Source organism: Novosphingobium sp., assembly GCF_031424035.1.
In the GTDB taxonomy this organism is placed as follows: Bacteria; Pseudomonadota; Alphaproteobacteria; order Sphingomonadales; family Sphingomonadaceae; genus Novosphingobium.
Window position 1 is genome coordinate 1 of the sequence record NZ_JANPGP010000103.1, and the last position, 1,557, is coordinate 1,557.

Annotated in this window: 3 protein-coding genes; 1 reads left to right on the top strand and 2 read right to left on the bottom strand. The window is 67.1% G+C overall.

Annotated features, from left to right (window positions below):
* Positions 1-87 precede the first annotated feature (87 nt).
* Positions 88-486 carry a peptide-methionine (R)-S-oxide reductase MsrB gene (gene msrB, locus RMO89_RS14225; protein WP_310533904.1) on the bottom strand — a complete coding sequence of 133 codons (399 nt, stop codon included), beginning with the start codon at positions 484-486 and terminating at the stop codon, positions 88-90.
* 59 nt (positions 487-545) lie between these two features.
* Positions 546-848, bottom strand: coding sequence for a 4a-hydroxytetrahydrobiopterin dehydratase (locus RMO89_RS14230; RefSeq protein WP_310533905.1), 303 nt, complete (start codon positions 846-848; stop codon positions 546-548).
* 92 nt (positions 849-940) lie between these two features.
* Between RMO89_RS14230 and ccmA the strand changes: the two genes are divergently transcribed.
* Entirely contained in the window at positions 941-1,516 is a 576-nt protein-coding gene (ccmA, locus tag RMO89_RS14235) for a heme ABC exporter ATP-binding protein CcmA (RefSeq protein WP_310533906.1), read from the top strand.
* The last annotated feature ends 41 nt before the right edge of the window (positions 1,517-1,557 follow it).

Here is a 1,557-nt window from a genome sequence, read left to right on the forward strand (position 1 = left end):
GCGATGCATAACACAGCGTTAACAAGGCCCGCAAAGGCCACGCAGAGTTATCCTCCCCGAAGGGTCGCTTCCGGGAGGATGATGGGGTCAATCCTTCGGCTTGAAGTCCAAGGAGGCGCTGTTGATGCAATAGCGCAAGCCCGTGGGTCCGGGGCCATCAGGAAAGACATGGCCAAGATGGCCTTCGCATTTTGCGCAGCGCACTTCGGTGCGGACCATGCCGTGCGTGACGTCGCGCAATTCCTCGACCGCGTCGGGGGCAACCGGATCGGTATAGCTCGGCCAGCCAGAGCCCGAATTGTACTTCTTGTCCGAGCTGAACAGCGGCGCGCCGCAGCCGGCGCAGAAGTACATGCCGGGCGCCTTGTTGCTCTCGTACTTGCCGGTGAACGCGCGTTCGGTGCCGTGTTCGCGCAGCACATGGTATTGCTCGGGGGTCAGCTTCTCGCGCCATTCGGCTTCGGTTTCAGGGAGCTTGTCGGTCATTGGGGGTCTCCTCTAGTGACGTGAATATGGGGATTTGCGGCGCCGAAGAAAAGGGCCGGTCAGGCCCCGGATTTGGCCATCGCATCCATCGCCCGCGCCAGTTGAACGTCGCGCGCGCTCAACCCGCCGGCGTCGTGCGTGGTCAGCGTCACGTCGACGCGGTTCCACACGTTTGCCCATTCGGGGTGGTGGTCGGCCTTCTCCGCCGCCAGCGCCACCCGCGCCATGAAGCCGAATGCCTCGGAAAAGTCGGCAAATGTAAACCGCCGCTCGATCGCCAGGCCATCTGTGCGCAGGCACCATCCCGGCAGTTCGGCCAGAGCCGCGCCGATTTCCGTTTCGCTCAACTGTGCAATTGCCATCACCGACTCCTCAACCTTGGCAGCCCCCCCGGTTTCCCCTATCGCCCGCCCCCAAGCAAGCAGGCGATCCCGGCCCCGATGGCAAAGCGCGCCTGACCGCGCGCGACCTCGCTTGCCGCCGCGGTGACCGGGTGCTGTTCGCCGGACTTTCGCTCGACCTGCGCCCCGGTGCCGCGCTGCATGTGCTCGGCGCCAATGGCATCGGCAAGTCGAGCCTGCTGCGGCTGCTGGCCGGGCTGGCGCGGCCCTATGCCGGCACTGTCGAGCGGGCCGGCATGATCGGACTGATCGACGAGCGCCCGGCGCTCGACCCGGCGCTGCCGCTGGGCAAGGCGCTCGGCTTCTGGGCCAGCATCGACCGCTCGCCGGCCGCCGGACAAGCCGCCACCACCGCCCGCCTCGGCCTCGCCGAACTGCTCGACGTCCCGGTTCGCTATCTCTCCACCGGCCAGAAGAAGCGCGCGGCATTGGCGCGGCTGATCGGCCAGCGTGCGCCGATCTGGCTGCTCGACGAGCCGCTGAACGGGCTGGACAGTGCCGCCGCTGTGCTCGTCGGCGAGGTCATTGCCGGACATTGTGCCGGCGGTGGCATCGCCGTCATCGCGTCACACCAGCCGCTTGCGGTCCCGGGCAAGAACGAACTCGCGCTTGCGGACTACGCGGCATGAGCGGGCCGCTGATCCTGCTGCTCCGCCGCGATCTGGCGCTG